Origin of the sequence: Limibacillus sp., assembly GCA_037379885.1 — a bacterium.
Classification (GTDB): Bacteria; Pseudomonadota; Alphaproteobacteria; order Kiloniellales; family CECT-8803; genus JARRJC01.
Map to the genome: position 1 here is coordinate 1 of JARRJC010000046.1, position 21,953 is coordinate 21,953.

Here is a 21,953-nt window from a genome sequence, read left to right on the forward strand (position 1 = left end):
CCACCACCACCGTGGGGTTGCCGGGCAGGTACTTGGAGAGGTAGGGCGCGTTGAAGCGCGCCCAGACATCGGAGCCGCCGCCGGCGGAGAAGGGGATGACCCACTCGATGGTCTTGCCTTCGAAAGAGACCTCGGCCTTGGCGGGAAGCGCCAGCGCGACCAAAGAGAGCGCAAAAATGAAGGAAAGTCGTGTATAGAGAGAAGCTATAGACACAGCAGTGTCCTCCGTGAACAGGATGGTTGTGAGGGGAAGCGGTTTCCTTCCCCGAACCGAAAATCCACAGGACTCCTGGACGCGAACCAGGTCGATCGATGTGAGCTGAAGTCTGAATTGCGGACAGGTTATTGCGCTCTTTTTCGATTTTTCGCAAGAAGAATTGCTTAACCTTTTGGTGGCGTCCTAGAGCTTAGTCCGTCCCTTTCACGAAAGCAGGACTGTGGAAGGCCGCTGCCGCTTCGACCTCGTTGAGACCGATCTCTTCCGGGGGCGGCACCTTCTGACCGGCGAGCACTCTCAGGACGCTGTGGACGCTGCGGGACAGACTCTCCGTGTGGTATCCGCCTTCGAGCACGAAGGCCAAGCGGCCGTCGCAAAGGCGGGCTGCAAGGTCTTGGACGAACTGCGTCATCGCCGCAAAGCCTTCGTAGCTGACGTTCAAAGCCAGATCCAACCGATGGGCGTCGAAGCCAGCGGAGACCAGCAGAAGGTCCGGCTCGAACCACTCGGCCGCGGGTCCCACGATCTCCTTGAAAGCTTTCATGTAGGCGCCATCGCCAGCGCCGGCCGGCACCGGCACGTTGACTGTGAGCCCTTCGCCTATGCCCCCGCCCACTTCTTCCAGTTGGCCGGAGCCGGGATAGAAGGGGGCGGCCCGGTGAATGTCGATGAAAAGAGTATCCGGATCGGCCCAGAAGATGTCCTGCGTGCCATTGCCATGGTGGGCGTCCCAATCGATGATCATGACCTTTCGAAGGCCAAGTTCAGCCTGGGCGAAGGTCGCCGCCACGGCGACATTGTTGAACAGGCAGAAGCCCCTGGCGCGGACGGGCTCAGCGTGATGTCCAGGGGGACGCACCAAGGCGAATGCGCTGTCGGCTTTCTTTTCACCAACGGCACGGACCGCCTCAATGGCCGTACCGGCAGCCACTTCGGCCGCTTCAATGCTGCCCTTGGAGACCGCCGTGGTATCGGTGTCGAGCCAGGCGTTCTGGCCTCTCAAGGCTTCGATATCATCGAGGTAGGAGGTGGTGTGGACCCGCGCCAACTGCCGCCGCGAGGCGGGCTTGCCCTTGAGCAGCCGCACGCCCTCGATCGGCTCCTTCTCCAGCAGGTCCAGGACGGCGCGGAGCCGTCCGGGGTGCTCGGGATAGCTCCACTTGACCTCTAGACCTTTGAGGATCTCCTTCACGCGTCGCTCCAGGCGGCCAGGGAGAAAGGGCTCCTCGATCTGCGGATTATGCTGAAGCATCCGCTCGTCGTAGTAGAGGTGAACTCTCTTGGAACCGGTCACTCAGTTACCTGTGGGCAATTGGGGTTCCTTCTAAGCCTCGCATTAATTGAGGTGTCGTTTCAAAGAAACCCTGCCCAGACCCGGCCTGGTGACCACCCTCAGGTTACAAGGCGGGCCTTGGCCCTTTGAATCACCCGGAACGCCATCCAAAGCGGCAAGCAGGCGAGCAGGATGATCGCAGCGGCGTAGAGCGGCGCTGTCGCTTCCCCGGTGCCGTCGCGCAGAAAGCCCAGAAGGCTTGGGGCGATACCCATCATGCCGTAGTAGATTGCGAAATAGACGCCCATCGCCATCGATCTAAGCTGGGGACGCGCGGCTTCGACCGGCAGGGTCATGATCACCGCCGCCGCCGGTCCGATCGCCAGTCCCAAGACGATCATCAACCTGACCGCGGCGGAGGCGGAGACCTCGTCGACGCCTTTGAATTCCAGAAGGCCGGGCGTCCAGGCGATCGCTGCGATCAGGGCCACGTTGTAGAGGCCCCAGATGCTGCCCGAGATGAACACCAAGACGAACTCGCGTTTTGAGAACCAAGCCCCGGCGCCCCGCGCCACGGCCGGCGAGGCAGTCTGCTTTGGCGCGCGCCAGACGGAGGCCAACATCAGGAGGGAGACCGCGCAGAGGACCGCTGGGAGCAAGAGAGCCGTACCCATTCCGAAAGCGACCGCGATCGGGGGCAGAGAAAGCATGGCCAGCGCGATACCCGCCGGCCAGCTTGAGACCAGCACCCCCATGGCGGTGGGGAGGTCGGATCGTTCCTGAAACCAGTCGGCCGCCATCTTGCTGAGCATGACGTTGAGGGCCACGGCGCCGATACCCGCCAGAAGCCGCCAGGCCAGGGCGACCTCGAAGCTGGCGGCCCACCACCCGCCGACGCCCCCCAAGGACATGAGGGCAAGGCCCCAGAGGGCGGTCCGGGAGTCTCCCACCTTCTGGCCCAGCCAGCCGCCCGCAAGGGCCGCCGCCACGCCCGGGAGAAGATAGGCCCCGGTCAACGTGCCGATGGCAGCGAAGCTTAGGCCCTGCTCCGAGATAAGAGGGGCGGTGAGAGCGGGAATGCTTTGAAATTGGAAGCCCATGCTGAGCCGGGCGAGGGTCAGGGCCGCGAGTATCTTCCAGGCTGTGGACATCTGGGCCTTCTCTGAAAACGCGGCGCTGAGACTGTTCCTTCATAGCAATAGTGGGTCGTCGCTTACAGAGGCATCTGCCATCCAGGGTCTCAAAGCGCCAAGGGAGTCCGGCATGGGGTCTGAAGAGAGCAGGGGGGCGATTCCTGCTGGAGGGTGAGGGTGGCGCGCCGAGGCTCTTTTCCTGCTGCGCTTCAGAACGGCTTACTCGCTCTCGCCGACCTTCTTGAGGGCGATCTGCGTTAGAAGCGGCCCAGCCAATTCGAAGGCGACCGTGGTGCCAATGGTGACCGTCAACAGGATGTCCCGCTGTTCTGGGAAATGACCGCCGGCCACCAGGGCCATGCCGAGAGCGACGCCTGCCTGCGGGAAGAGCGCCAAGCCGATCCATCGACGATGCGCCGCTGGAGAGCGGGCCGCGCCGCCGCCGAACCATCCTCCCAAGATCCGCCCTGCGCAGCGCAGCCCGATGTAGGCCGCCCCCAAGAAGCCGATTTCCGTCAGGCTTTCAAAATGGAGAGAGGCGCCGGCCAGGAGAAAGAACAGAACCATGAAGGGCCACTCGATATGCTCGATCTCGTGGAAGGCGCGCGTGTGATGTTTGGCGAGGTTGACCACGATCGCGCCGGCCACCATGCCCGCCAGGAGGAAGGAAACCTCCAGCCAAATCGACAGCCCGGCGCAGATGAAAACCAAACCCAGGGCTTCACTCTGCATTGGTTCGCCGGGACTCAAGCGCCCTGTCAGATAGGCGGCCGGCAGTCCCAACCCCGCTCCGACCACCAGGGCGCCGGAGAGCTCCCAAAGGCTGTGCCCCAGGATGTGGCCGCCACCGTTGCCAGTGATCGCTTGGGCCGCGATCAAAAGGAGGCTGAAGGCGATCAGGCCCCAGGCGTCGTCAACGGCGACGATGCCCAAAAGCGTGTCCGTGAAGGGGCCGCGTGCGCGCACCTGGCGCACCACATCCCGGGTCGCCGCGGGATCCGTGGCGGTCGAGATCCCGGCGAGCAACAACGCGAGAGCGCTGGATATTCCGATCAGCATGAGGCCCCCGCTGACCAAAAGGGCGGTTATGAAAACAGCGCTCGCGGATATCAGCAGGATGCCCTTGCCGTGCTGTCGCAGCTTGTCGATCGAGAGGGTGCCGCCCAGCAGAAAGGCGACCATGGTCAGCGCAATCGAGGCGAGGAACTCGTACCACTGCTCGTGACCTTCCGGCAGAAAATTGAGGCCGGAGGGGCCCACGGCCACGCCGAAGAGGATCAGAAGGGTGACCCGCGGCAGGCGGGTGCGCCGCCCGACCTCGTCGGCAACCAACCCGGCGAGAAGCAACCCGCCGACCGCTATGAGGAATATGTGCAACTCCATGCCCGCATCCTAACGTGAGGCAGAGCAAAGGTCTGCTTACAGGAAGTAGAAGACGAGTGATTCTGAAAAGAGGCGCCATGTTCCTGCTATGAGCCACAGGGTATTGAAAAAGGAGAGCGGCGCTCACGAACCACTCAGGACCCATTCTGCGCGTCTTCGAGGTGCGCACGAAACACCATTGCGCTGATCAGCTATTGGAGAAGTTCGCCTCGACCTCGGCTCAGGTGGTGATGGGAGAGCCAGGCAATCGCGGATACTTCTTTGGCCGCTGCATCGAAGGTGACGGCAATGTCGTTCTCTTCGTGTCGGTGTGGGATAACCTGGAGGCTATCAAAGCAAGGTTCGGCGAGAGCTGGCAGGCGTCCTTCATGCCAGATGGCTATGAGAAGCTCATAGAGGACTGCTCTGTCCGGCATTTCGATCTCAACGACGCTTGGCACGTCCAAGACCTGCGGGCAGCGCTTTAGAGCTGTGGCAGGCATTTCAGCGTCCAGCCAGAAGCTAGCTTCGTGAACTGGACAGCAAGCACTCAACGTTGTTTGCTTCCCGTCCGCTCGGTTGGTGGGCTGTTGGCTGCATACCAATCCAAGGCATCCGTATCGAAAAGCGCGCCAATGGGGAGCTCGGAGAATGGACAGGTCGAACTTTTTCGAAGGTTTTCTGTATGAGAATTGGGAGAGCGGGGCTGGCGCAGTTTTTGTGGTGCTCGCTTGGATTATTGGCACGAGATACTTTGGCGGACGAAAACTCGTTCATCTTTTTCCAAAGACTGCTGCGTTCGCCGAACTCATTATTATCCCGCTCGCCGTTATTGTCGTAGGCAGCGTTGCCAATGTGCTCCTTCTAAAATCGGGCATTTCGGACCTAGAGGACGAAATCAGCAATATCGTGGCGCTCGGTGTTTGCCTCACCATAGCCTGGTGTTTGGCCCGCATCATTGAACTGTGGATCCTATCCAGGTCGAAGGAAGGATCATCGACGAATCTCCCCGGACTTCAGCGGACCCTCCTCTATGTTGTAGCCCTTGTTGCGGGTCTGTTTTTCTTTCTTTCAGTCAAAGAATACTCAATCACGGGTGTGTTTATATCGACGGGCGCCGTGGCTGCGATCGTTGCGTTCGCGATGCAGCGAACCTTGGGCGATCTGTTCTCAGGAATCGCTCTAAGCATAGAGCGACCCTTCCGCGTTGGGGATTGGATCGCCCTCAGCGACGGCACCGAAGGGAAGATAATAGACTTGAACTGGCGAGCAACGCGTCTGCGAGGATGGGACAACTCAACCCTTGTTGTGCCGAATGGGGAACTCGCTGCACGAGGGTTCAAGAACCTCCATGGCGCGGATCACATGTTTGGGCCGTGGTACGAAGTGAAGATCCCCGCCGAAGTCGATCCACGTTTTGCAAAAGCACTCTTGCTTGAAGCGGCTTTGCGTTGCGAAAGGGTGCTTAAGAAGCCCTTGCCTATCGTGCGACTCATGGACGCTACCAGCGTTCCCTATACCTACATGGTTTGGGTTTATTACCCGAACTACCCCGCCATGTTCGCCGGGCGGGAGGAGTTGCATCGCGAAATCCATTACGCCTTGAACAGAGCTGGTATCCAGCAAGCACCAGAGATCTATGGGGTGCACGCGCGAAAGGCGAGCATGCCGAAGGTGGAGCCGCCAACCATTCTTCTCGCATTGAAAGGGCTCGATATTGCCGGGTCTCTCACCGAGGAGGAGCTTGAGAAGATAGCAGCCACAAGTCAGCGCATAACCCTGGACGCTGGAACGGTTCTGCTCCGCGAAGGTGCCACGGCAAATGCCTTCGATGTGATCATCAACGGCATAGTCGAGTCTCGGATCACACTTCCAAATGGCGCGAAGAAGCCTGTCGAGAGCCTCTCCCCAGGGCAGTACTTCGGCATGTCTTCCATGATGACTGCGACCCCATCAACTCTAGAGTTTGCCGCGCTGACCGATGTTTCTCTGATTAGGATTGATGCTGAGTGTTTGCGGTCTGTCCTTGAAGATCGTCCCGACCTCTCCGACGAATTCGCCAAGATCGTTAAGCAAAGATTGGATAGGGCGGAGGAAGTCAGATCGAGGTCAAAAAGTTCGTCTACCAAGATGTCGTTTCAGGACATCCTGCGGCAGATTGATTCCTCGATCAGGCGACCCAAGCGCCGTTGAGCGGAGACAAGCCAGGTTTCGTCAAGCCAACGGACAGCGGTTGGCGATAGCTGCGGCGTCCGGATGCATTCCCAAGAAGACATCAGCTGTCCGCTTCCAGCCAATAGAGGATAAACGCAGACCGTGCGGACGTGTTTCTGCGACACTTCACAGGCCGCTCCGAGGCAAGAACGAAAGACATTTATCAGCTTAGGGTAACGTCCGTGAGGTGTTCCCCTGGGCGGGGCCCCTTGATCGGTTGCGAGCGCCTCTCGGGAGAGATGGCTGCGCCTCCCGTTCGATGGAAGGAGTCCAACCTGGCGGGGGCGCCAATGGTTCGTAGAGGCGTTTTCTGTATGGGATATTCCCCAGATCAACTTTTGATGCTGGACGATTGGAGCGACCTCTCGCGCATCCGGCCCTTGCCGGAGATCGATTGGCCTGCGCTCGACAGTTACCGCAAGGCTCGGCTGCGCCAGGAGCTGACCAAGGCGGGCGCGGCCTTGATGATCCTGGTGAGCCCCGTGTCGATCCGCTACGCGGTGAACTATGCCGGTTACCAGCTCTTTCAGGCGCACATCCCGACCTTTTATCTCTTTCTGCCGGCTGACGGGCCTGTGGTGCTATTCAACACCTACGGCAAGGAATCGACGGCGGACGAGGTCCGGCAAGGCCGGCCCAATTCATTCTTCGATGGCGGCTTCGATCTCGCTGAGCATGCGCGGCTTTTGGCAGACGACGTGGTCAACTTTCTGAGCGAGATCGGGACAGACAACCGGCGGGTCGCCGTGGAATACGTCAACCCAAGCCTCACCCAGGCCCTGCTGCAACGGGGACTGGAGGTGATCGACGGTGTCGCGCTGTCCGAGGCGGCTCGCTTCATCAAGGGGCCAGAGGAGATCGCTTGCATGCGCTGGGCGATCGCCGTGGCCGAACATGGTATCGCGAAGGTCAAGGAGATGCTCACTCCGGGCGTAAGCGAGTTGCAGCTCTGGGGCCTTTTGAACTACGCCAACCTGGCAAACAACGGCGGGTGGCATGACGGCCGCATGCTGGCGTCCGGGCCGCGGATCAATCCTTGGCTCCAAGAGGCCTCGCCCCGGCGGATCGAGCGCGGCGACCTGGTCGGCTTTGATACCGATATGATCGGGCCCTGGGGCTACTTCGCCGACATCTCCCGCACCCTCTTCTGTTCTCCAGGAAAACCCACCAAGCGTCAGAAAGAGGTCTACCGTCTCGCCGTGGAAGAGGTGGAATACAACCTGGGACTCATCAGACCGGGCTTGACCTTCGGCGAGATCCAGGCACAAGCCTTCGACGTGCCGGAGGAGTTCCGGGCGCACGCCTATCCCTGCATCCTGCATGGCGTCGGCCTTTGCGACGAGTATCCCTATCTCCGGCCGGGCTTTCGAGGCGCGCCGGTCTATGACGGCGTTATCGAAGAGGGAACGACGCTCTGCGTCGAGTCTTTCATGGGGTCGGATACGGGAGAGCCTGTTGGCGTAAAGATCGAGCAGCAGGTCCTAGTCACCTCCGAGGGTGTAGAGCGTCTCTCTAGCTATCCTTATGAGGAGATTCTCTTAGATTAGCTCCTATGCCGGACCCTCGTGAACACCTCTAACCCTGGTGTCCGCTATTAGCCAGAAGCGGACATCGAGTGGGGCCGCCATGTCCCAACGGTACCGCAGTGTGCCGGTCAATCCTGCAGAGCAGCCCGGCTGCGGTCAGGCGTTAGCATCAATGCGGCGAAGGCGATGAGCGCCGCAAAGGCCAAATATATCGACGAGACCAAGGGTTGCCCGGTAGCCGCGATCAAGCTCTTGGCGATCATCGGCGTGAAGCCGCCGAACACGCCTATCCCAATGTTGAAAGCCAAGGAGTAACCCGAAAGCCTGTCACGCTCAGGGAACATTTCGACGAACAGAGCGGGAGCCGACCCCAACGGGACGGAGAGAAGCGCGAAGGTGACGGCATGTGCGGCGAGAACGGAAACCAGCGACCCATTAGAGAGCAGCATCCAGTCGTGCAGCGGCCAGGCGACGAGGGCCAGCAGGAGGACCGAAATACCTATCCAGGTTCTGCGGGGCAAAAGCTTGTCGCCTACAACTGCACCCAGAGGCATGAGGGGAATGACAAGCAGCATCATGGCGGTGTTGATCGTCAGCGCTGTGTTCCTGGCCATGAGGTTCTGCGCCGAAAGCCATTCGGGCAGATAGACGAAGACGATGTAAAAGCAGGTGCCGTAGCTGGCCGCGAACGCCAACGCCACAAAGGTTTCATGTCGATTGGTGGTGAAAGCCTCCAGTATCGGCGAACTGTCCTCACGCGCGGCGTGATGCTGCTGAAACCTCTCGGATTCATGCAGGTTACGCCGTATCCAGATCGCAGCCGTCCCGAGGAGGGCGCCGCCGAGAAACGGCAGGCGCCATGCCCATTCCTGGACGGTCTCTGCATCAAAGACGGTGGTTACGAGAGCTGCCACGCCAACGCCAAGAAGCGAGCCCGACATTGAGCCGATGTTGGCCCAGCTTCCGGTCAAACCCCGCTTGTTCTGCGGGGCCGTCTCCACTAGATACGTCGCCGAGGAGGAAAACTCGCCACCAACGGAAATCCCCTGCAGCAGGCGCACCAAGACCAACAGCAGGGGCGCGAGGACACCAACTTGCGCGTAAGAGGGAAGGATGCCCAGCAGCAAAGTCGGAAGGGCCATCATAATGACCGATATCTGCATCGTCTTGGCCCGTCCGTAGCGGTCTCCGAACCAACCGAAAACGGCAGCGCCCAAGGGACGCATGATGAAACCGGCCGCAAAGATGCCGTACGTGGCGATTAGTCCAGCTGTCGGGTTGTCGGCGGGAAAGAATACCGGAGCGATAACACCGGCCAGATAGCCATAGAGGGCGAAGTCGTACCACTCGACGACGTTTCCAATAAAGCCACCCATGATGCGGTGGCGAAGCTCAGGATCTTTCGCAGTGGCCATGGACGAGCTCGTTGAAGAGAAGAGCCGCAGCCCAGCGGGCTTCAATCGGCGGGAGAGAAGGGACGGTGAAGGAAGAACTTTTCAGCATCGAGACCTGGGTTGTCACTCTGAGTAGCTCGGAATAAGAAGATGACGCATCAGAAGAGACCTATCCAAGAATAGCAACCACCACTAGGAGATAGACGACTATTGTCACCACGTCTTGAAGGATCGTGGCGACGGGGCCGCTGCCTAGCGCTGGGTCCAAGTCGAGCGCTTCGAACATCCAGGGCAGCAGCAGACCAATTACAGTGGACAGCATTGAGGTCACGGCGACCGCGATGCCGATGGATAGCCATAGAAGGCTGTCGCCGAAAACGTACAATGTCCATGCTGCCATCAAGCCGCCCAACAGAACGCCGATCAGGCTACCGGTCATGAACTCCTTAAAGACCAGCTTCGCCAGTGCCGGTTTTGGCGATGAGAGATCGCGCACCGCGACGGAAACGCTTTGAGATCCCACTGCCCCCGCTAAGTAGACCAATGCCGGAATGAAGAAGGAGACGGCGAGGTGGCTCGCCAGGATTTCCTCGAATTCGGCGATTAGAAGGGTCGCGGCGGCGCTGCCAATCAAGCCCACGATTAGCCATGGCAATCTTCGCCTTGTTTTCTCCAGAACGGGAGTCGCTAACCGCTCGCGATGGGTATGGCGATTGGCGTGCGTGATGCCCGCCATCCTGGCGATGTCTTCTAGGTGCTCATCTCTGAGAATCCCGGCGATCGCTTTGGGAGGAACCACGCCCAGGAGCAACCCCGCCTCGTCGACGACTGGTACGGCTGTAAGGCGATGTTCAATAGCGTAGGCGGCGACGTCTTCTTGATCCATATCGAGGCGTACCGCCGGAATCGCGGTTTCGAGCAGCGAGCCTATAGTCTTGTCGTTCGGAGATTGCAGCACGGTGTTCAAGTCGACTGAGCCGATCCATCTGCCCTGAGGATCCAGAAGATAAATCGTATCCGTGAAGTCGAAAGCTTCCACGCGCAGTCTCTCAAGGACTTGCTTAACGGTTTCCTGGAGGAACGCTCTTGGGACGCTCTTCACCAAGTGCGCCGCGGCGGTGTCGGAAGCCCGTCCGCGGGTGTGCTGTGCATCGGAACTGATCAACTGAAACCCCATCGCGTCCGATCTGAAATCGCCCATTCGCCGCGCTGCCGGGGCAGCGGCCGGATCGGTGATGACATGAAGAGTAGCCTGGGCGCCGGAGGCTCTCGTTTAGAGACTAAGGGAAAGCGTTGCGATGACAGAGGCAAAATGGAGATTCTCTGGAAGAACTGGCTCCTCTGTCCGCTTCTAGCCAGAAGCGGACATGGCCGCATGGCCTGTCGGCCGCGCTATGCGCTGGGGCCAAGAGCCAATTGTTCCCGAAACGCCGCCGCCGTATCCAGGACCCAATCGCGGAAGTCCCTTTGCACTTGCGACAGGCGCCGTCCCTGCGGAGTAACCAGGCGATAGCGGAAACCAGTCGGATAACAGAGGTCTCGGTCGAAGGGAATGACCAGGCCCCCCTGCTGGATTGCATCGTGGGCTTCCACCAGACCGCAAAGAACCAGCCCCTGGCCGGCAAGCGCCGCCTGAATGCCGGAGCCCACTTGGGAGAGGCGCAAGCCCGGCGCCCTGCGGTCGAATTCAAAACCGAAACGCAGCGCCCAAGCGCGCCAGTCGGGCCAGTCCGGATCAGGGGTCCTGTTCTCCAAGTGCACGAGCGGGACTTTGTTCAGGGACCGGCGCTGGAGCCAGTTCTCATGCCGCCGAAGGAATTCCGGGGAGCAGACGGGGAGGACAGCGTCGCCGAACAACTCCCATTCCTGGAACCTCACACCGTCCGGTCTTGCATAGCGGATGGCGAAATCGAAACCCTCCGCAGAGAGATCGACCATGCGGTTGGTGGCGTTCAGCCGCATGTCGAGATCGGAATGCCGCCGATAGAAGTCGGCAACTCTTGGCGTAAACCAGTGCTCGGCGAAGGATCCTGGCAGGGAAACCGAAACGCGATTGCGTGAAGGCTGATCTCTCAGCTGGTTCAAAAGGTCGCCGATCGCCGTGAAGCTGGCGTTCAAGGACGGCTGTATTGCCAGGGTGTCGTCGTGTGGCTTGATGCCTCGGCCATCCCGAAAGAAAAGCTGACGCCCAAGATAGGCTTCCAGGCCGCGTATCTGCTGGCCCACCGCCGCCGGGCTCACGCCGAGCTCCGATGCCGCGGCCGCAAAGCTTCCGTTTCTCAGAGTCGACTCCAGAGCCTTGAGGGCGTTGAGGTGTGTGACTGTCATCGAATCAAAAGAAAATCTATTGTAATCAGAAGATAAAGTAGCCTGACAATATCTGAAAAACCACCAGAATTCTTCTACTCGTACCAGCCCAGTGAGAAGGAATAATTTTGAGATGGTGGAACCTTACACGCTCTACTGGGAGCGATGGTCCGGCGCAATCTTCCCTCAGGCAATGCTTGAGGAGATCGGGGCGCCCTATCGGAAAGACCACGTCGACATGGCCGCGATGGCGCACCGCTCAGAGGACTATCTGAGGATTAATCCCGCAGCGCAGGTTCCTGCCTTGAGGTTTCCCTGTGGCAGCGTGATGGGCGAGACGGCGGCGATTGCGGTGGTCCTTGGCGAGCGCCATCCCGAGGCTGGATTGGTGCCGGAACCCGGGGATCCCGAGCGGCCGTTCTTCCTGCACTGGCTCCTATACATGGCGGCCAACGGGTACAAGACCTTCAGCCGCTACTGGCATCCCGAACAGTTCACGGAGGACGACCAGGCCGAGGCGTCGATCCGGCAGCGGGCCGGGCAGGAACTCGATGACTTCTTCGGCTTGCTCGACCGGACAGCCATGGGAGAGGACAGTTTCTTGACGAGCGGTTTCTCGGCGCTCGACCTCTATCTGACGATGCTGACGGCCTGGGCGCCGGACCCGAAGCGGCTTCTGGCGGAGAACAAGAAACTCGCCGCCATATGTCAGGCCGTCAAAAGCCGTCCGGCATACCGACGGGTGATGAAAGACCACGGGCTCTAGGGCCCGGCTCAATACCAGAAAGCAAACCGGAAAGGAGACATACCATGCGAATGTTCGTGATCGAACGGGAGATTCCCGAAGTCGGATCCAAGTCGGCTCAAGAGCTACGGGAAGCCGCAGCGAAATCCAATGATGCCCTCAGGACGCTCGCGCCGCGTATCCAGTGGCAACATTCCTATGTGGCGAGCGGCAAAACCTTTTGCGTCTATCTGGCGGAAGACGCATCGGTGGTGGAAGAGCATGCCCGAATTTCCGGTTTCCCTGCCAACGGGATTACGGAGATCAAGCGCATGATTGATCCGACGACCGGGCGCTGATCCGCAAGCTCCCGCTTCCAGAGGGAAGAAGACAGAGCGCATGTCATCGATTCTCTGGAATGCGCAGTCATCGGCGGATTCTGGGACTCTGTCCCGCAGGGCTTTGACCGTCCCTCAGAGGCGCCGGGGCAGGGTCCTCGCCAGAAAGGAAATGCAGGCAAGCCCGCCGCCCAGCGCCAGGAAGTAGACGGGCAGAGGAAAGGCAAGCAAGACCAGCCAGGCGAAGGCGGGGGCCGCCACCTCGGACCCGTCGCGATAGGTGATGAAGACCGGTGTCATCGGCAGACGCTCGCTCGGCTTGACCTGACGCAGGAAGGGCACGTTGCCGTAAATGTCCAGGAGCACGACGAAGGGTGCGCAAGCGAGCAACAGCAGGACCGTGAGATAGGGATCGATCCAGGCTGACAGGCCGGCGGCCGATGTCACGGCGCCGCTGGTAAGAAAGGCAAAGACGAGGTTGCGGCGCACGCCCCAGCGGCGGCCAAGGCGCACCAGCAGCGGAGTTGCGAAGAGCAATCCGTTTCCGGCAGACACCAGAAGCGCGCAAGTCTCCGCGGAGAGCCCCGATTGTACGCCGAAGACCGGTAGATAGACGAAAAAGGAAACCCACCAGATGCTGCGCCCCGTGGCGATCATCCAGGCATGACGCAGGGGCGGGCGCTTGAAGAAGGGAAGGATGGCGCCAAAGGGATTCGCGGGCTTGTGGCGAGCCTTGACGATGATCGGATTGTCGCCGACCCGCAGGTACCAGAAGTAAGCGAGCAGCGAGAGCGCTCCAGCGCCGGACAGGACGAAAGGCAAGAGGGGTTCTATCTTCCAGAGGGTCACGCCCAGCCAGGGTCCGATCGTCCAGGCGCTGGCCGCGAAGAGCAGGCGCAGGGGCTCCATGTCGTTCAACTCGCGTCCCCTTATGTGGTCGAGGACGTAGAGATTGAGGCAAACCGCCCCCACCGCCGTGCCGAAGACCCGCAGCAGCATGCCGGCGGCCACGCCCATCAGGCTGGCTGAGGCGATCGAGGGCGCGGCGATCAGCAGGCAGACCATGCCGAGCGTGTAGGTCCATCTGCGCGAGATAAGGCCGGTCAAAGGCACGATGAAGAAGTTGCCGATCAGGCCAAGCAGCGAAACGATCAGGTAGAGCTTTGAAAGGTCGGCGGGCGAGCCCATCACCGCCAGGACCTGCAACGGCAAGACCGTCGCAAGAATTGCCCGCGTCATGGCGTCCAGCGCCGCCAGCAGGGCGAATGACCTTGCTCCCGGCGCGCCAAGGCTGTGCATCCAGACCGGGTGACGAACGTTTAGCGCCATGTGACTGCCTGGAACATGCCAGCCCTGGTTTCAGAGGAGTTCTCATACTGGTAAGCAGTTGCGTCCGCCATCTCGCCCGTACGCGACTTTTGGATGGTCGAGTTTGGACGCAAGAGACCGGCCGGGCGCCGTCTAGTCGCTCCAGGGCGGCATGACGGGTCACGCTGGGGGAATTGCTCGGCAAGCCGCTCCGTCGGACCTCCGCTTCCGGCTAAAAGCGGACATCCCAAAGAGCAGGGTTCGAAAGCAGCAATCTGAAATCGTCATCCGGCAGGACGCAGCGGAGAGAGTTCCCTATGGCCCAGGTTGGCTCTTGGTCGAAGTTAGGGGCGCATCAGGGTTCGGTCGCAAAGCTTGGCCCAGACGGCTTCCACTGGAAGCCGTCTGGCAACAATCAGAACGTTTGTTCAAGCTCTTCGAGACAGGCCGCTGCGACGTAGCGGTCAGCTTCTTTGGTCCCTGGCATGGTGGCCCAACCGGCGTCCATGATCATGTCACGGCGCTTGTAGCTGGTGGCCTCTTTGATCTCCATCATGGTCTTGCTCACCATGGGGTCCGCCTTCGACTGCTCAACGCAAATCGGCGCCAATGCCGCCACGACCTCCTTACGAGCCATGTCCGAAGCCATCTGTTCGGCGTCGCCGCCCGTCATCCAACCGCCCCAGGTAAAGCCGCCAACCGCAAGGGCTATCGCGCCTGCGCTGGCGCCGAGTATGGCCGGTCTAACCCATTCTGGAAAATTCATGATAATCATCCTTTTAAAAAATGAATTACTATTCACAATAGAAGAGATATTAGAAAAAAGCTAGTTTTTTCTAAAGATAATTGATAAATTATAAATTATGTGAAAATATAAATCGTGTAAAATATCTATATTAAGATAGGCAAAGTTTGGTTTCTTGCATTCTCCTCAGAAAGATTATTTACGCATGATCAACGGGAAAAGGTCCGTCGCGCCGCGCGAAGGATCCACGAAGTCCGTGGTGCCCCTGTCGTGAGGGGGGCCGGAGAATGCCTTCCTGACGAACTCCGACTTTGGCGCTGCTTGGGGGTGCGACCGCAACTTTGAACGAGAGCAGGACGCCTGCGTTGTGAAGCGCTAGCCGACGGAGACGAGCGATGGTTCTAGCGGGGTTGGCGAGCCGCAAACAGGAATGAGCGGTCTAGAAGCATGGCTGATAGGGATCATCTTTCCGGGTTCGGCAGGCTTCACGCGGTTGACGAGGTTACCTTGACCGACACCTCCAGCGCCTGAAAGTCATTCCCATCCCCGACGTAGCTGCCTGAAACGGGCATCGTCTGGCGGATGTGACGCGCCATCGCCGTCGGGATTAGATTGAATCCACCGACGCTCCGGTTCGTTGGGTCGAACATGATCCATCCAGCCCCTGGAACATAGACCTCCGCCCATGCGTGGGTGGATCCCGCGCCAGAAGAACCGATGGCATCCTTGTCGGGGTCGTAGAGATAGCCGGACACGATGCGCGCTCCAAACCCCAAGCTGCGCACGGCATCCACAAACAGCACCGCGAAATCTCGGCAGGACCCTCGCTTTAGCGCCAGGGTCTCGACCGGCGTTTGCGCGGCGTCATCATCGCGCTCTTCATAGGTGACGTGCGCTGCAACGCCGCTGCTGATCTCCTTCAGCAATGTCAGGGTGTCGGTTTTGTCACCCGCCAGGAAAGACCGGGCCCAGTTGTTCAACTCCCCTGTGTGATCGAGATAGGCTTGCAGCCGCAAAGCGCCAAGATCGGCCATTTCATCCTCGGTCAGCAAGAAGGGGTAGTTCACCGCTGTCGCCGCGATGTCGAAGATAGGCCACTGGTCGGTGTTCAACGTCAGCTCCGCGGTGCTGTCGATGATCAGGGTGTCCGATCTGTCCTGAAAGCTCGCTGTCGCCACGGAGTTGCCGGCGACGTCATGCGCCCAGGTCACGGTCGCTGCCGGGGAGATCTCCAACTGGTGCTTGTGCAATTGAAGGGTGCGGCTCTCGCGTGGTCGCAACATCATGCGGTGCGACTGGAGAGCCACCGGCACCCGGTAGCGGTAGACTGTGCGATGCTGAACTTTCAATCTGGTCAAGGTGCGAAAGCGGCCCGCCGGGGGCGGGCCTGTCCAATGGTGACAATGCAAGTGCGTTCCTCGTCCGATAGGACGAACCGCTGGCCGGAGGCGAGTTGAGGTCTGGCGCCATATCCCCGAAAGGGGTTCTTGCAGAAAGCGCCGCTGCAAGGGGGAGGGACCAACGAGGGCCTAATCACAGTGGTTAGCAGATCTAAGCACCCCTTGCTAAGCACCCCTTGCGTCTCTCACTGGCTTCTGGTCTTTCAGCAGCAGAGCGTCGAACTCCTCAGGCGGGAGGCACACCGTCTGGCGCTGGCCAGGCTTTCCCTGCTGGGGCGGCAGGTGCAGGAAGACCGCTACCCGCCTGTGGGCGACGAAGGAAACCGCCTCGAGGCGCTCTTCCTCAATCTCGACCTGATAATCACCGGCCGGCAGCGTGGTTGCCCATCCCTTCAGTTTGAAGGGCTTTTCGAACGAGATGACTTTCGACGTGGTTCTACTCATGACAGCCGCCAACCCAGTTCGCTAAATCGCCAGTCGCTTCACGGCTTCTTAGTAGCGACGGGGGAGGGGGCGGCCTTGTCGGCCGGAGCGGAAGCCTTGTCGCCCGCGGGAGCTTCGTTCGCTGCGCCCTTGTTCTTGCTGCCTTTTTCTTGAAAGACTTTAGAAGAAAAACTTTTAAAAGACATGCTTGTCTCCATAATTATGGGTTAAATACTTCTATAGATATGGAGTTTCATAAATAGGAATCAATCTTTTATTGATAAAATTTATCAGATAATTCATACTTCAAATTGGTCATCTCCTGGGAGGTGCGGCCTCTAAGCCATCAACGCCCGAGAGACGATATCTTCCCGGAATACAAGCTCAGCTTTTCCACGACACTTTTTTCAGCGCGCTCGCGCATAGGGGATAGGTTTATGAACAAAGAGAATTCCACCGCTCCAAGTGCTCCTCACTCAAGCAACGAAGAGCCGGATAACCAGCAGCTTGAAAAGTTGGGCATAGCGCGGATCACGACGGCCACCTACATCGTCGGCGATTATCGCTACACCAGCTTCAAGGACGCCTTGGCGGAGGCCAAGAGACGGGGCGCTGTTGCTTAAGGCTCATCAGTCAACCGCAAGGATCGAGGCGGCGGCGAGCGGTCTGAAAGTCTGAGGGTTCGCGGATTTCGGTCACGTCGATCCCGCTGCTAGCCGAATTTCTTTGAAAGTATGGGTTTCTGAGGTTCCTGCGCCCTCCAGCCAAGTCCGGGGGCGCCAAGCTCAGGTCATTATGTCAGGAAGAACATGAGCCAGAGGTTCACCGTCGATCTAGTCACTGTTGATGAAGGGATGGCGCCCAAATTCAGCTTGCTGATCCAATCGGGAAAGCGCCCGGAAAGCACCGCTGAAGCGTCCTTCATGATCTATCTTGAAGAAGGCATTTCCAGAGGCCGCGCGCAGGCTCTCGCGAGCCTTCTCGGCGAACTGGGGGCTTCAACCAAAGTCATCGCGCCAGCCCGGCGGTTGAGGTTCGGCGCAGGCTCGGCAAAATCACTCTGAGCTTGCGTTAGAGCAATCTGCGATCCGTGGGCCGGTACTAAGTTGATCGGGCCTTTGCCAGCCAGCCAACGGCCAGCCAACGGATTGAAGGGCAATGCATCCGCCAGACCGACAGATCATGAAGAGCCTCAGCGTGCTGGAAATCATGGAGAGATGGCCCGAGACGATCGGGGTCTTCCTGGACAACGCCATGCTGTGCGTTGGCTGCGCGATAGCGCCCTTCCATGATCTGCATGATGCCTGCTTGGAACACGAGCTCGACGAAGAGGCCATCTACCGGCAGCTCGAAGAGGCATTGACCCGTGAGAGAGCGCTCAAGCCCCGCGCTGACTGATCAGCATGAGGTCATGCGGGCGCGTGACCACGATTTTCTTGCGGCGGCTTTGCACCACCCCGTCCTTTTCCCAGGCGCTCAGCAGCCGGCTCACCGTATGCAGCGTGGTGCCGGTCATGTCCGAAAGGTTCTGACGCGTGATGGGGAAATCGATCTCGATACCGCCTTCGATCTTCCGGCCGGTCTGACGGATCAGCCGGAGCAGCGCGTTGGCGATCCGTTGCTCAACCTGCTGCGTCGCCAGCTCCATCACGCGGCTATGCATCTCTTCCAGCCGCACACCCACAAGCTTGTAGGTCTCCGAGGCGAAGCCCTCGTATCGGCTCACGAAGGCATCCCAAACCGAGACGGGCCAGGAAAGCGCAAGACATTCATCCGCGGCGATGGCGCTGGCGGGGTAGTCGCGGCGTCCCAGGGCGGGCGCTATGCCGAACAGTTGGCCCGCCACGATGTGAAGGGCGATGACCTGCTCGCCCTCGGGATTGGTGCGGACCACCCGTATGTATCCATCAAGCAGAAGATAGAAGCGCTCAGCGGTCTGGCCCTCCTCGAAGATCGTGCTGCCGACGTCATAGCGCGCGACGCTGGCCTGATCGAGGATCTCCCGGATTTCGCGGCGGTCCAGCTTTTTGAAGGGCGGAATGCCGCTGAGCAAGCTCTCGTCCAGAGACACTGGCGCCTCCTTCAATGAAGTTTGTCGCTGCGCAACGTAGGCGGTCAAAGCCTAGCCTAAAAGAGATTCCGCGAAAACGAGCCGACTCACAGAAGCAAAGGAATCTGAAGATGTGGAAAGAATCACTGCTGGCTGCCGCCCTGACCCTGACGGTCGTCCCTTTGGCCTCGGCTGAGACCTTCGAGGTCAAGATGCTGAACAAGGGCGAAATGGGCGGCATGGTGTTCGAGCCCGCCTATGTGAAGGCGCAGCCTGGCGATACCGTGGTCTTCCTGCCCACCGACAAGGGGCACAATGCCGAAAGCATCAAGGGGATGCTGCCCGCCGGAGCCGAGAGCTTCAAAAGCGCCTTCAATCAGGAGTTCAGCCTCACGCTCGAAAGCGAAGGCTTCTATGGCGTGAAGTGCACCCCGCACTACGCCTTGGGCATGATCGCTTTGATCGAGGTCGGAACGCCTCAGAACGCTGAAGAGGCGCAGGCCGTCAAGCACCCTGGAAAAGCAGGCAAGCGCTTTGAAGCCGTGTTTGAGAAAGCGGGGCTCTGAGGCCCGGCAAGGTGAAGCCAGGCCGACGCCAGGCAGGCGCATCTGGACTCCGCCCAGATGCGCCGGGCCGGTGATCCTCAGTTTGGGGTTCCGGCCTTTTTTCTTGCTCGCGGTCCTGTCGGGCGCCGTGATCCTGCCGCTTTGGATCGCGGTCTTTAGAGGCCATGTCCATCTCGACGGACCCTTCGATCCGGTTTCCTGGCATGTGCACGAGATGCTCTTTGGGTACGCCGCCGCCGCGCTCACGGGCTTTCTCTTCACGGCGATACCGAACTGGACGGGCCGCCTGCCGGTGCGCGGCCTGCCGCTCGGCTTGCTGGCCCTGCTGTGGCTGCTCGGGCGTTTTGCCGTCGCCGGAGCCTTCGGGCTTCCCGCGCTCGCCGTGTTGGTCGTCGACAGCGCCTTTCTCGCCGTGGTCCTGGTCAGCATCGTGACCGAGATCATCGCCGGGCGGAACTGGCGAAACCTGAAGGTGGCGGTTCCGGTCGGGCTCTTGCTGGCCGCCAACCTGGTCTTCCACATGGAAAGCCTGCAGGGCGGCGCACCCGACGTGGGCATCCGGCTCGGATTGGCGCTCTACCTGTTCTTGATCACGCTGATTGGCGGACGGATCATTCCCAGCTTCACGCGGAACTGGCTGGCAAAGCGCGGCCCGGGTCCCTTGCCTGCGACCTTCAACGGTTTCGACAAGCTTTGCCTGGCTAGCACCGCCCTGGCGCTTTTGCTGTGGACCGGCTTTCCCGGTGTCTCCGGCACAGCGGCAGTTCTGGCGCTCTCCGGGCTGTTGAACCTTGTTAGGCTCATTCGCTGGCGCGGGGAAAGGACCATGGCATCCCCTCTCTTGATCATGCTGCATCTGGCCTATCTCTTCATCCCCTTCGGCTTCATGACCTTGGCGAGTGGGCAGGAGACGGCGGCGCTGCACCTGCTCGGCATCGGCGCTGTCGCAGGCATGACCGTGGCGGTGATGATACGCGCCACCTTGGGACACAGCGGCCTGCCGCTGGAGTGCGGCCGCCTGCTCACGCTGGCTTTCTCACTGATCCTGGGGTCCGCGTTGCTGCGCAGTCTTGCGGCCGGCGAGAGCCTCTTCGGTGTCTCAGGGCTCATGCTGGCCGCCTGGCTATGGACCGTGGGCTTCCTGCTACTGACCCTTCGCCTGGGGCCGATCCTGATAGGGCGTGGCAAGGCATGAGCGGGCATCTATTAGGAGACCAAAAGAGAGAGCGGCCATCCCGCTAGGGGGTGGCCGCTCTCTTCAGGCGGAAGGGACTTGGGCTTGGTCCCCTTAGGGCAGCGCCGTGCGTCCCTCGAAGGCCACGTTGTATTCGGTCGGCGCCACGACCTGAGCCATGAGGTCGTTGTCCCACTCTCCGTCGACCATGACATGGGCGGTGGCGCCCAGGTTCACGGCTTCGATCAGGTTGTGGTTCACGTAGGCGTAGACGCCAGGCTGAAGGAAGCTATAGAGAGCCGCCCCTGCGGACCCGCCGCGGATGAACCACGTTTCGAGATCGCGCTGTGGGGCATTGTTGAACTTGCCCTCTTCCCACACGAGATCGCCGTGTCCACCAATCAGGTGCGGACGGCTGTCCCGGTTCGCCTGGGCATGGATCATGAGGACCCGCTCGCCAACCGACGCCTGCAGGGCATTTTCACCTGTCAGCGCGCCAACCCTGCCGTTGAAGGTGACGTGGGTTGGAATCAAGCCGCGCATGACCTCTTCCATATCCCCGTAGCCCTCTCCTACGTCGGCATAGCGCTTGAAGGCTCCCGTCTCGTCGCGCGGGATGTAGAAGTCGTTCTCGCCGATGTAGAACACGCGGTCGTAGGTGACCTGGCGCCCGTTGTGGTCTCGTAGCCCATCGCGCGGCAGGATCATGATCGCGCCGGACATGCCTGAGACGACGTGCCAGGGAATCATCGGCCCGCCCGGTGCGCAGTGGTAGACGAAGACGCCAGGGCGCGTCGCCTTGAAGCGCAGCGTGGTCTTCTCGCCGGGGTTGATCAGGGTCAGAGCGCCGCCGCCAAGAGCGCCGGTCGCGGCGTGGAAGTCGATGTTGTGCTGCAGATAGTTCTCGGGCGGATTGAACAGCGTCAACTCGACATAATCGCCTTCGTGCACCACCATCAGCGGCCCGGGAATCGAACCGTTGTAGGTCATGGCTTGCAGATAGGCGTCATCGGCGATCTGCACCTCTTGCTCGATGATCTTCATCTCGAACTCGACGATCTTTGGACCGCCAGACGCGATCTGCTCGTGATCGTGAACGAAGGGCGGTTTGACCAGCTTCACCTTCTGGCGGGGCAGGCTTGATAGGTCAACCGGCGCAGCAGAGGAGGTGTCCATCAGCTCATCGCTAGCCGAGGCTGTCTTCAGGAGGTAGGGGGCGGCGGGAAGCATGGCGCCCCCCAGAAGTGCGGCTCTACGTGTAAGCATCTCGTTTTCCTTTCCATCAGCGATTGGTGCCTGAGGAAAGGAATAGAACGGTCCCACGCGCCGCTCGTTGCGCTATCACAACCTTCTTAAGCGTTACATTCAGGGCTCTATGGCTCAATTGGAATGCTATAGAGGATGAAGTCGCTCTTCGGCTGATAGCTGTCATAGAGTTGGCGCGCGCGGTAGTTGAACTCCTGTGTCAGCCAAGTAACGTCTTTAATGCCGCGCTCATGGGCAAAAGCCAACACGTGATCAATAAGCGCGCGCCCTGTGCCGGCCTCCCTTTGGTCGGGACGCACATATAGATCACTCAAATAGCAGACCATCGAGGCAGATAGGGAATCGTGCATCAATTGATACTGGGTAAAGCCATAGGGTTCGTCCTGGGAATCCACCGCTACGGCGCACCAGAAGGGATTGTCTCCATCGAATATCCAATCCCAAACCTTGACGTGACCACCGCTGGGGATGCTGGTTTTGTAGAAGGCTGCGTATTCATCGAACAAACGTTCCCAGGCCGCCCTATCTCCTTC

25 protein-coding genes are annotated in these 21,953 nt (G+C 60.0%); 10 read left to right on the top strand and 15 right to left on the bottom strand.

Annotated features, from left to right (window positions below; translation table 11 throughout):
* The 4 genes from P8X75_12305 to P8X75_12320 all read right to left on the bottom strand — a co-directional run.
* On the bottom strand, positions 1–214 hold a 214-nt coding region (locus tag P8X75_12305; protein MEJ1995970.1), incomplete at its 3' end, for a tricarboxylate transporter.
* A gap of 193 nt (positions 215–407) precedes the next feature.
* On the bottom strand, positions 408–1,511 hold the full coding sequence (locus P8X75_12310; GenBank protein MEJ1995971.1) for a histone deacetylase: 1,104 nt from the start codon (positions 1,509–1,511) through the stop codon (positions 408–410).
* Between the two features lie 98 nt (positions 1,512–1,609).
* A complete protein-coding gene (locus tag P8X75_12315; protein MEJ1995972.1) occupies positions 1,610–2,641 on the bottom strand; it encodes an MFS transporter in 1,032 nt (343 codons plus the stop codon).
* 201 nt (positions 2,642–2,842) lie between these two features.
* Positions 2,843–4,006, bottom strand: coding sequence for a cation:proton antiporter (locus P8X75_12320; protein MEJ1995973.1), 1,164 nt, complete (start codon positions 4,004–4,006; stop codon positions 2,843–2,845).
* Between the two features lie 161 nt (positions 4,007–4,167).
* Here P8X75_12320 and P8X75_12325 point away from each other — a divergent pair, with 161 nt between their 5' ends.
* From P8X75_12325 to P8X75_12335, 3 genes are all read left to right on the top strand, one after another.
* Entirely contained in the window at positions 4,168–4,473 is a 306-nt protein-coding gene (locus P8X75_12325) for an antibiotic biosynthesis monooxygenase (GenBank protein ID MEJ1995974.1), read from the top strand.
* Between the two features lie 163 nt (positions 4,474–4,636).
* A complete protein-coding gene (locus P8X75_12330) occupies positions 4,637–6,178 on the top strand; it encodes a mechanosensitive ion channel family protein (GenBank protein MEJ1995975.1) in 1,542 nt (513 codons plus the stop codon).
* 335 nt (positions 6,179–6,513) lie between these two features.
* Positions 6,514–7,746: a Xaa-Pro peptidase family protein gene (locus P8X75_12335; GenBank protein ID MEJ1995976.1), complete on the top strand. Its 1,233-nt coding sequence runs from the start codon at positions 6,514–6,516 to the stop codon at positions 7,744–7,746.
* Between the two features lie 107 nt (positions 7,747–7,853).
* Here P8X75_12335 and P8X75_12340 read toward each other — a convergent pair whose 3' ends face one another.
* From P8X75_12340 to P8X75_12350, 3 genes are all read right to left on the bottom strand, one after another.
* Positions 7,854–9,140 (bottom strand): MFS transporter, encoded by a 1,287-nt coding sequence (locus P8X75_12340; GenBank protein ID MEJ1995977.1) that lies wholly within the window; start codon positions 9,138–9,140, stop codon positions 7,854–7,856.
* 148 nt (positions 9,141–9,288) lie between these two features.
* The gene (locus tag P8X75_12345; protein ID MEJ1995978.1) at positions 9,289–10,158 is read right to left on the bottom strand and encodes a magnesium transporter; all 870 of its coding nucleotides are present in this window, start codon (positions 10,156–10,158) and stop codon (positions 9,289–9,291) included.
* A gap of 353 nt (positions 10,159–10,511) precedes the next feature.
* Complete coding sequence (locus P8X75_12350; GenBank protein MEJ1995979.1) at positions 10,512–11,447, bottom strand: LysR substrate-binding domain-containing protein; 936 nt, start codon at positions 11,445–11,447, stop codon at positions 10,512–10,514.
* A gap of 112 nt (positions 11,448–11,559) precedes the next feature.
* On the opposite strand from P8X75_12350, the gene P8X75_12355 reads away from it, so the two are divergent.
* Together P8X75_12355 and P8X75_12360 are read left to right on the top strand one after the other, a co-directional pair.
* Positions 11,560–12,192, top strand: a complete 633-nt coding sequence (locus P8X75_12355; protein ID MEJ1995980.1) for a glutathione S-transferase — start codon at positions 11,560–11,562, stop codon at positions 12,190–12,192.
* 50 nt (positions 12,193–12,242) lie between these two features.
* Positions 12,243–12,509, top strand: a complete 267-nt coding sequence (locus P8X75_12360; protein ID MEJ1995981.1) for a DUF4242 domain-containing protein — start codon at positions 12,243–12,245, stop codon at positions 12,507–12,509.
* Positions 12,510–12,623: 114 nt separating this feature from the next.
* On the opposite strand, the gene P8X75_12365 is transcribed toward P8X75_12360, so the two are convergent.
* The 5 genes from P8X75_12365 to P8X75_12385 all read right to left on the bottom strand — a co-directional run bounded on the left by P8X75_12365 (position 12,624) and on the right by P8X75_12385 (position 16,570).
* Positions 12,624–13,817: an MFS transporter gene (locus tag P8X75_12365; protein ID MEJ1995982.1), complete on the bottom strand. Its 1,194-nt coding sequence runs from the start codon at positions 13,815–13,817 to the stop codon at positions 12,624–12,626.
* 394 nt (positions 13,818–14,211) lie between these two features.
* On the bottom strand, positions 14,212–14,562 hold the full coding sequence (locus P8X75_12370; protein MEJ1995983.1) for a hypothetical protein: 351 nt from the start codon (positions 14,560–14,562) through the stop codon (positions 14,212–14,214).
* 464 nt (positions 14,563–15,026) lie between these two features.
* Positions 15,027–15,899, bottom strand: coding sequence for a transglutaminase family protein (locus P8X75_12375; GenBank protein MEJ1995984.1), 873 nt, complete (start codon positions 15,897–15,899; stop codon positions 15,027–15,029).
* A gap of 207 nt (positions 15,900–16,106) precedes the next feature.
* Complete coding sequence (locus tag P8X75_12380) at positions 16,107–16,385, bottom strand: hypothetical protein (GenBank protein ID MEJ1995985.1); 279 nt, start codon at positions 16,383–16,385, stop codon at positions 16,107–16,109.
* 38 nt (positions 16,386–16,423) lie between these two features.
* Positions 16,424–16,570 (bottom strand): hypothetical protein, encoded by a 147-nt coding sequence (locus P8X75_12385; GenBank protein ID MEJ1995986.1) that lies wholly within the window; start codon positions 16,568–16,570, stop codon positions 16,424–16,426.
* A 231-nt stretch (positions 16,571–16,801) separates the two neighbouring features.
* Here P8X75_12385 and P8X75_12390 point away from each other — a divergent pair, with 231 nt between their 5' ends.
* The 3 genes from P8X75_12390 (at position 16,802) to P8X75_12400 (ending at position 17,762) form a co-directional block, all read left to right on the top strand.
* Positions 16,802–16,987 (top strand): hypothetical protein, encoded by a 186-nt coding sequence (locus P8X75_12390; protein ID MEJ1995987.1) that lies wholly within the window; start codon positions 16,802–16,804, stop codon positions 16,985–16,987.
* 186 nt (positions 16,988–17,173) lie between these two features.
* The gene (locus P8X75_12395; protein ID MEJ1995988.1) at positions 17,174–17,428 is read left to right on the top strand and encodes a hypothetical protein; all 255 of its coding nucleotides are present in this window, start codon (positions 17,174–17,176) and stop codon (positions 17,426–17,428) included.
* 118 nt (positions 17,429–17,546) lie between these two features.
* Complete coding sequence (locus P8X75_12400) at positions 17,547–17,762, top strand: DUF1858 domain-containing protein (protein MEJ1995989.1); 216 nt, start codon at positions 17,547–17,549, stop codon at positions 17,760–17,762.
* On the opposite strand, the gene P8X75_12405 is transcribed toward P8X75_12400, so the two are convergent.
* Positions 17,743–18,435 carry a Crp/Fnr family transcriptional regulator gene (locus P8X75_12405; protein ID MEJ1995990.1) on the bottom strand — a complete coding sequence of 231 codons (693 nt, stop codon included), beginning with the start codon at positions 18,433–18,435 and terminating at the stop codon, positions 17,743–17,745. The two genes, P8X75_12400 and P8X75_12405, sit on opposite strands and share 20 nt — an antisense overlap.
* A 110-nt stretch (positions 18,436–18,545) precedes the next feature.
* Between P8X75_12405 and P8X75_12410 the strand changes: the two genes are divergently transcribed.
* Both P8X75_12410 and P8X75_12415 read left to right on the top strand, forming a co-directional pair.
* Positions 18,546–18,980 carry a pseudoazurin gene (locus P8X75_12410; protein MEJ1995991.1) on the top strand — a complete coding sequence of 145 codons (435 nt, stop codon included), beginning with the start codon at positions 18,546–18,548 and terminating at the stop codon, positions 18,978–18,980.
* Positions 18,981–19,050: 70 nt separating this feature from the next.
* Positions 19,051–20,175 (top strand): NnrS family protein, encoded by a 1,125-nt coding sequence (locus P8X75_12415; GenBank protein ID MEJ1995992.1) that lies wholly within the window; start codon positions 19,051–19,053, stop codon positions 20,173–20,175.
* A 93-nt stretch (positions 20,176–20,268) separates the two neighbouring features.
* On the opposite strand, the gene nirK is transcribed toward P8X75_12415, so the two are convergent.
* Both nirK and P8X75_12425 read right to left on the bottom strand, forming a co-directional pair.
* On the bottom strand, positions 20,269–21,330 hold the full coding sequence (gene nirK, locus P8X75_12420) for a copper-containing nitrite reductase (protein ID MEJ1995993.1): 1,062 nt from the start codon (positions 21,328–21,330) through the stop codon (positions 20,269–20,271).
* A gap of 197 nt (positions 21,331–21,527) precedes the next feature.
* Positions 21,528–21,953: GNAT family N-acetyltransferase (locus P8X75_12425; protein ID MEJ1995994.1), on the bottom strand; the 426-nt coding region annotated here is incomplete at its 5' end.

Bases quoted from the DNA above. Each gene is read 5' to 3' on its own strand.
- P8X75_12315 (MEJ1995972.1), bottom strand. From the start codon at position 2,641: ATGTCCACAGCCTGGAAGATACTCGCGGCCCTGACCCTCGCCCGGCTC.
- P8X75_12320 (MEJ1995973.1), bottom strand. From the start codon at position 4,006: ATGGAGTTGCACATATTCCTCATAGCGGTCGGCGGGTTGCTTCTCGCC.
- P8X75_12330 (MEJ1995975.1), top strand. From the start codon at position 4,637: ATGGACAGGTCGAACTTTTTCGAAGGTTTTCTGTATGAGAATTGGGAG.
- P8X75_12335 (MEJ1995976.1), top strand. From the start codon at position 6,514: ATGGGATATTCCCCAGATCAACTTTTGATGCTGGACGATTGGAGCGAC.
- P8X75_12340 (MEJ1995977.1), bottom strand. From the start codon at position 9,140: ATGGCCACTGCGAAAGATCCTGAGCTTCGCCACCGCATCATGGGTGGC.
- P8X75_12350 (MEJ1995979.1), bottom strand. From the start codon at position 11,447: ATGACAGTCACACACCTCAACGCCCTCAAGGCTCTGGAGTCGACTCTG.
- P8X75_12355 (MEJ1995980.1), top strand. From the start codon at position 11,560: ATGGTGGAACCTTACACGCTCTACTGGGAGCGATGGTCCGGCGCAATC.
- P8X75_12360 (MEJ1995981.1), top strand. From the start codon at position 12,243: ATGTTCGTGATCGAACGGGAGATTCCCGAAGTCGGATCCAAGTCGGCT.
- P8X75_12365 (MEJ1995982.1), bottom strand. From the start codon at position 13,817: ATGGCGCTAAACGTTCGTCACCCGGTCTGGATGCACAGCCTTGGCGCG.
- P8X75_12370 (MEJ1995983.1), bottom strand. From the start codon at position 14,562: ATGAATTTTCCAGAATGGGTTAGACCGGCCATACTCGGCGCCAGCGCA.
- P8X75_12380 (MEJ1995985.1), bottom strand. From the start codon at position 16,385: ATGAGTAGAACCACGTCGAAAGTCATCTCGTTCGAAAAGCCCTTCAAA.
- P8X75_12385 (MEJ1995986.1), bottom strand. From the start codon at position 16,570: ATGTCTTTTAAAAGTTTTTCTTCTAAAGTCTTTCAAGAAAAAGGCAGC.
- P8X75_12390 (MEJ1995987.1), top strand. From the start codon at position 16,802: ATGAACAAAGAGAATTCCACCGCTCCAAGTGCTCCTCACTCAAGCAAC.
- P8X75_12395 (MEJ1995988.1), top strand. From the start codon at position 17,174: ATGAGCCAGAGGTTCACCGTCGATCTAGTCACTGTTGATGAAGGGATG.
- P8X75_12400 (MEJ1995989.1), top strand. From the start codon at position 17,547: ATGAAGAGCCTCAGCGTGCTGGAAATCATGGAGAGATGGCCCGAGACG.
- P8X75_12410 (MEJ1995991.1), top strand. From the start codon at position 18,546: ATGTGGAAAGAATCACTGCTGGCTGCCGCCCTGACCCTGACGGTCGTC.
- nirK (MEJ1995993.1), bottom strand. From the start codon at position 21,330: ATGGACACCTCCTCTGCTGCGCCGGTTGACCTATCAAGCCTGCCCCGC.